Here is a 6,000-nt window from a genome sequence, read left to right on the forward strand (position 1 = left end):
GAGAAGGGCCTGCCGGTTCCGGCGGTAAAGTATGGGGCGTGGCTTTGGACTTTACGGCGATCGACTTCGAGACGGCGAACGGGTTCCGGGGCTCCGCATGCTCGGTCGGCCTGAGCAAGGTCCGCAACGGCGTCGTGGTGGAGGAGGCGTCCTGGCTGATGCGTCCTCCCGCCGGCCACGACATCTTCGACCACCACAACGTGCGCATCCACGGCATCCGGCCCGAGCACGTCGCCGGCCGGCCCCGCTTCGGTGAGCTCTTCCCGGAGATCGGCGCATTCATCGGCGAGGACATCCTGGCCGCCCACAACGCGGCCTTCGACCTGGGCGTCATCCGGTCCGGCCTCGAGGTCTCCGGCCTGCCGGGGCCGGCCTACGACTACGTCTGCACCGTGATGCTCTCCCGCCGCTGCTATTCGCTGGTCTCCAACTCCCTGCCCTACGCGGCGGAAGAGGCGGGCGTGCCGCTGGTCAACCACCACGACGCAGCCGAGGATGCCCGTGCCTGCGCCGGGATCCTGATCGATATCGCGGCCCGCAACGGCGCCGCCAGCATCGCCGAACTCTACCTGTCACTGGGGATCACCGTGTCCCGTCAGCCGGCCTTCGACCCGCGGCGCGACCCGCTGTCCAAGGCCAGCCAGTCGGCGCTGGAGGCGCTCGCCGCCGGACAGGGCCCGGCGGTGATCCGCCCGTACCGCGCCGGTTGGCCGGAGGAGGGTGAAAACCCGCCGCCCAACCCGCTGGCCGAACCGGGGCACCCGCTCTTCGGCCAGACGGTGGTCTTCACCGGCGAACTGGCCATCCCTAGGCAGGAGGCCAAGGTGCGCTCGGCCGAGCTGGGCGCAGCGCCGGAGAGCCGGGTGACCGGGCGGACCACGGTCCTGGTGGTGGGCGACGGCTTCGTCGCGGCGGACCTGCGTTCCGGCCGGCTGACGGGCAAGGCCCGGCGCGTGCTGGAGCTGCATCAGCGCGGGCAGCGCATCGAGGTCCTGTCAGAGGGTGAATTCCTGCAGATGGTGGGCGGCCACTCCGCCCCCGCGGCCCGGGCGGTCTGAGGCCGACGGTTTCGGCCGGCTTCACATGACGCAACATTCATTTCGGCCCCGCGCCCGGGGCTTTTAGCTTTAAATGATGAGCAAACTGATCTCTTCACCTGCCCGCCCGGCCTCCCGGGGCCCGGTCAGCTTCGACACTGCTCAGGCCAACCTCGTCACCGTGCCGCCCGCCCGCGGCGGAGTGGATTGGGGCAGGGTCTTCGCCTTCCCCAATCCGGTGAACGAATACTCCGCCCGCATCACGGCGGCGCTCGTGGTGCTGCTGTCCGTGGCGACCCTGCTCACGGGCTCCGGCTGGGGCCTGGCCGTCATCGCCGTCGGCTTCTGGCTGCGGGTGCTCTTCGGGCCGCGGATCTCGCCCTTCGGCATCCTCTCGGTCAAGGTGCTCACGCCGGCGCTTGGCCGGAAGCGGCTGGTCCCTGGGCCGCCCAAGCGCTTCGCCCAGGGCATCGGCGCCGCCCTCTCGACGACGGCGGCCATTCTCTTCGCCACGGGCGTGGCGCCCGCCGCCTGGGTCCTCCTGGGCCTGCTGATCGTGGCGGCCTCGCTCGAGGCGTTGGCCGGCTTCTGCCTGGGCTGCGCCATCTTCGGCCTGCTACAGCGCCGGGGACTCATCCCGGCCGACGTCTGCGAGGCCTGCAACAACGTCTCGTTCAGGCGCCGGTAACCGCCGCCAGCCGCTCGGCCATGCCCTTCACCAGTGCCACGGCCTCCGGTTCCGGGGCTTCCAGTTCCGCCAGCCAGTCCGCCGGGAGGGCCGCCGCTCCGTAGTGGGCGCCCAGGAGGTAACCGGCGAGGGCGGCCGCGCCGGCGGCATCGTCCGCCCGCTCAGCCGCCGCGGTGACGGCCGCCCGGAAGTGGGTCCGGCCCGTCTCCGGGTCGTTGCCGTCGTGCGTGGCGTCCGGCTCCGTCTTCAAAACCGCCGACAGTGCGACGGCGAGGAGGCCCGCGGCGTCCGCGCCGCCGGCGGAGGCGGCATAGATTTCCGGTGCCCGGAGTACCGCGGTGAGCGTTTCCAGCACGCCGGTGTCGGCGTCCTCGCCGCGGGGGAGCGGGGCCCCTGCCAGATGGGTGACCGCCTCGCCGGCGGCCTCCGCCAGGCCCGCGCCCAGGGCCAGGGCCCGGATGGTGAGGCTCAGGACCCCGGCGCTCTGCCGGGCGGAGGGGTGCCCGTGCGTGAGTGCCGCCGCGTCAGCGCTGAGCTTGTAGACGGCAGCGGCGTCCAGGTGGGGCACTAGGCCGAAAGGCGCCGAGCGGAGCAGGGCGCCGCCGCCGCGTGAGTCCGGGTTCAGCGGCCGCTGCACCGTCCCCATCTCGCCGGTGACCAGGGCGGCGACGGAATCCGGGTCGGGGGAGCGGGACTCCCGCGGCAGGCCGTGACCGTCAATCCAACGCGGCGGCTGGAACGGGGCCGCCTCCGGCAGCGACACCCCCTGGGTGCCCAGCCAGCGCAGGTAGGCCAACCAGAGGCAGGCGTTCGCGTCCGCTGCCATCCCCGAATTGGCCCACTCCAGTGCCTCCAGCAGGCCGTCCACCGTATAGAGGGTCATCCGGGTGCGGCCGGAGAGGACGCCGGTTCCGTCCGTTCCGGCGGCGCTGCCGCCGGAGGCGCCCAGCGCGTCACCGAGGGCACCGCCCAGCAGGCAGCCGTGGATGCGGGATTCGTGCGACGGGACCGGGGGCTGCTCGTTCATGGTTTCAAATTTACCGTCCCGGACCCACGGGCCTGACGCGGTTGCCGCGTTTGCCGTGGCCGTCGAACGAGGCCGGTCGTGCGGCCCGGATCCAGCGAACGTCCAGACTTCGCTGGAAGACTGCTGGCGGCACCCGACCCGAAGCGAAGGAAACCCCACGAGATGACACACCCCGCGCCCGATGCCCGGCCCGCCGCCGTTCCGCCCTCCGACCAGGCACCGGCTGCTGTTCAGCCCGCCGTCGGACGGCCCGGGCTGCTGGCCCGGTTGTCCGCCGAGGGCCTGGGGACGCTGCTGGCGGTCGTGATCGGACTCGGCGTCCCGATGTTCGCGGTGCCGCAGTACAACCCGCTTCCGGCCCCGCTGGCCGCCGGCCTGGGCCTTACCGCCGCCATGCTTGCCTTCGGGTACCTCAGTGGCGGCCACTTCAACCCCGCCGTCACGGTGGGCCACATAATTGCCGGCCGGACCCGGCTGGTTGAGGGTGCCGCGTACGTGGCGGCGCAGTTGGTGGGTGCCCTGCTCGGTGCCCTGGCCCTCTTCGGCGTGCTGCGCACGTTGCCCAAGCTCAACGGCACCCAAAGCGCCTTCGACACGGTTGCCGCCGGCTTCGACTCACGCTCGATCATCCAGGCCCCGATGCCCGGCGTCCTCCTGGTGGAGGTGCTCGGCGCGGCCCTGCTGGTGGCGGTCTTCCTCGGCACCAGCGCCGGCCGCAACCCCGCCCGCACCGCTGCGCCCTACGCCGTGGGCTTGAGCTACGCCGGCCTGCTGCAGCTGGGACAAAGCATCGGCAACACCCCCTTCAACCCGGCCCGTGCCACCGCCTCCGCGATCTTTAGCAGCCCGGATGCCCTGGGCCAGCTCTGGCTCTTCTGGGTGGCCCCGCTGGTGGGCGCGGCCGTTGCCGGCCTGGTCTTCCGCGGATTCTCCCAGGCTGCCGTCGTCGCCCCCGACGCCGTGGCCGCCGATTCCACTGCCGTGGCCGGGGACCCAAACATCGTGGACCCGGAGGTTGAGGATCGGCAGGTAGCGGGCGTGGATGCCGCCGATCCGGAAGCCGAGGGTAGCGACGTCGACGTCGTGGAGACCGCACCCACAGCCCCGGCGAAGGCTGCCCCTGCCCTCGCCGACGAGGCCCGCGACTTCTTCGACAAGCGCACCCCGTAAGCGTTCTCACACACCGATACATGGCCTCGACGCCGGGCCTGCGCTTGAGTGTCAGTGCCAGCCGTTAGCGTAGTTATATGCGGTTATTGCACACCTCGGACTGGCATCTGGGCCGGTCGTTCCACGGCGTCGGAATGCTTGAAGCGCAGCGGTCCTTTGTCGACCAGCTGGTCGCCTTCGTCCGCGACGAAAAGGTCGACGTCGTCCTCATCGCGGGCGACGTATACGACCGTGCGCTGCCCGGCGTCGACGTCGTCGGTCTCCTGGACGACGCCCTGGTGCGGCTGACCGACGCCGGCGCCGCGGTGGTGCTGACCAGCGGCAACCACGACTCCGCCATCCGGCTCGGCTTCGCTTCCCGGCTGCTGGAACGCGGCGGCGTGCACCTGCGGACCAGGCTCGACGACCTCGCCACGCCCCTGCTGCTGCCCCTCAACGGCGACGACGCCGGCCCGCAGCTTGCGATCTACGGCATCCCCTGGCTGGAACCCCGGCTGGTCGCCGGCGCCCTCGGCGTGGACACGGCCAGCCACTTCGAGGTCACCCGTGCCGCCACGACCCTGGTCCGCGCCGACCTCGCCGCCCGGTCCGCCGGGCGCACGGTCCACTCCGTTGTGCTGGCCCACACCTTCGCCAGCGGCGGGATCAGCTCCGACAGTGAGCGCGACCTGAGCATCGGCGGCGTCGGTGCGGTGCCGCTGGATCTGTTCGACGGGTTCTCCTACGTGGCACTCGGCCACCTGCACGGCCGGCAGGAACTGTCCCCGGCGGTCCGCTACTCCGGATCGCCCCTGGCCTACTCCTTCTCCGAGGCCCGTCACCGCAAGGGCGGCTGGCTGGTGGACATCACGGCCGATGGTGTGGACAGCGTCACGGAGGTGCACTGGGAAGCCCCGCGAGAACTGGCGGTGCTCCGCGGGACGCTCGAGGAGCTGCTCGCCGACGACGGGCTGGTGTGGGCCGAGGCGGCGTACTGCCAGGTGACGCTGACGGACGCCCAACGCCCCGCCCAGGCCATGGAACGGCTGCGCGCCCGCTTCCCGGATACCCTCGTGCTCGGCTTCGACCCCGAGGGTGCCAAGGACGCGCCCAAGACCAGCTACAGCAGCCGGCTCGCCTCCGCCGTCGACGACCTCTCCGTCTGCTGCGGCTTCCTGGAACACGTCCGCGGCCGGAGCGCGGCCGAGGCCGAGGCGGCCGTCCTTGCCGAGGCACTCGAAGCGGTCCGGCTGGAAGGGGTATCCCGATGAGGATCCACCGCCTGGAAATCTCCGCGTTCGGCCCCTTCGCCGGCACGGAAGAAATCGACTTCGACCGGCTCAGCGCCCATGGTCTGTTCCTGCTCAACGGTGCCACCGGTGCCGGTAAAACCAGCGTCCTCGACGCCATCTGCTTCGCCCTCTACGGCTCCGTTCCCGGGGCCCGGCAGGAGGGCAAGCGGCTCCGAAGCGACCACGCCGAGGCGGGAGCCGAACCGCGGGTCACCTGCGAATTCTCGGCCAAGGGGCGGCACTTCGAGGTCTCCCGCACCCCGGCCTGGAACAAGCCCAGCGCCCGGGGCAAGAACGGCTTCACCGAGCAAAAGGCGAACACCCTGCTCCGGGAGCGGGTGGACGGCACCTGGGTGGAAAAGTCGGGCCGCAACGACGAGGCCGGGGCCGAGATCACGGCCCTCTTGGGCATGGACCGGGACCAGTTCACCCGGGTGGTCATGCTTCCGCAGGGGGACTTCGCCGCGTTCCTGCGGTCCAAGGCCGCGGACCGCCTGGCCCTCCTGCAGAGCCTGTTCGGGACCCAGCGGTTTGAGGCCGTCGAACAGGAGCTCGGCCGGAAGGCGGCAGCCGCCCGGGCCGAGGTAGAGACCCTCAACGGCGAGCTGGCGCTGCTCGTCGCCCGGGCCGGCACCGAAGCCGCCGGGCTGGGGATCGACCCCGACGGCGGTTCGGAAGACGTTTCGCAGGACGACCCCGCCGCGCTGCTGGACTGGTACGGCCGCGAGGCGGAAGCGGCCGGCGCTGCCCGCCGCGCCGCCGCCCGGGACGCCGACGCCGCCGCCGCCGACCTGTCCGCCCGTGCGG

At 71.9% G+C, this 6,000-nt stretch carries 6 protein-coding genes; 5 read left to right on the forward strand and 1 reads right to left on the reverse strand.

Annotated features, from left to right (window positions below; translation table 11 throughout):
• Positions 1-38: 38 nt before the first annotated feature.
• Together AB0305_RS12815 and AB0305_RS12820 are read left to right on the forward strand one after the other, a co-directional pair.
• Complete coding sequence (locus tag AB0305_RS12815) at positions 39-1,058, forward strand: exonuclease domain-containing protein (protein ID WP_364134793.1); 1,020 nt, start codon at positions 39-41, stop codon at positions 1,056-1,058.
• Between the two features lie 73 nt (positions 1,059-1,131).
• Positions 1,132-1,725, forward strand: coding sequence for a DUF4395 domain-containing protein (locus AB0305_RS12820; protein WP_366173099.1), 594 nt, complete (start codon positions 1,132-1,134; stop codon positions 1,723-1,725).
• Here AB0305_RS12820 and AB0305_RS12825 read toward each other — a convergent pair.
• On the reverse strand, positions 1,712-2,752 hold the full coding sequence (locus tag AB0305_RS12825; protein WP_364134799.1) for an ADP-ribosylglycohydrolase family protein: 1,041 nt from the start codon (positions 2,750-2,752) through the stop codon (positions 1,712-1,714). The two genes, AB0305_RS12820 and AB0305_RS12825, sit on opposite strands and share 14 nt — an antisense overlap.
• Before the next feature lie 162 nt (positions 2,753-2,914).
• Here AB0305_RS12825 and AB0305_RS12830 point away from each other — a divergent pair, with 162 nt between their 5' ends.
• The 3 genes from AB0305_RS12830 to AB0305_RS12840 form a co-directional block, all read left to right on the forward strand.
• The gene (locus AB0305_RS12830) at positions 2,915-3,922 is read left to right on the forward strand and encodes an aquaporin (RefSeq protein WP_364134802.1); all 1,008 of its coding nucleotides are present in this window, start codon (positions 2,915-2,917) and stop codon (positions 3,920-3,922) included.
• 77 nt (positions 3,923-3,999) lie between these two features.
• A complete protein-coding gene (locus AB0305_RS12835) occupies positions 4,000-5,172 on the forward strand; it encodes an exonuclease SbcCD subunit D (protein ID WP_364134805.1) in 1,173 nt (390 codons plus the stop codon).
• Positions 5,169-6,000: SMC family ATPase (locus AB0305_RS12840; protein ID WP_366173102.1), on the forward strand; the 832-nt coding region annotated here is incomplete at its 3' end. The genes AB0305_RS12835 and AB0305_RS12840, both read left to right, overlap by 4 nt.

Source organism: Arthrobacter sp. NPDC080086, from assembly GCF_040702285.1.

What these genes read in the sequence shown, in the direction of transcription:
- AB0305_RS12820 (WP_366173099.1), top strand. Translation starts at nt 1,132, where the DNA reads ATGATGAGCAAACTGATCTCTTCACCTGCCCGCCCGGCCTCCCGGGGC.
- AB0305_RS12825 (WP_364134799.1), bottom strand. Translation starts at nt 2,752, where the DNA reads ATGAACGAGCAGCCCCCGGTCCCGTCGCACGAATCCCGCATCCACGGC.
- AB0305_RS12830 (WP_364134802.1), top strand. Translation starts at nt 2,915, where the DNA reads ATGACACACCCCGCGCCCGATGCCCGGCCCGCCGCCGTTCCGCCCTCC.
- AB0305_RS12835 (WP_364134805.1), top strand. Translation starts at nt 4,000, where the DNA reads ATGCGGTTATTGCACACCTCGGACTGGCATCTGGGCCGGTCGTTCCAC.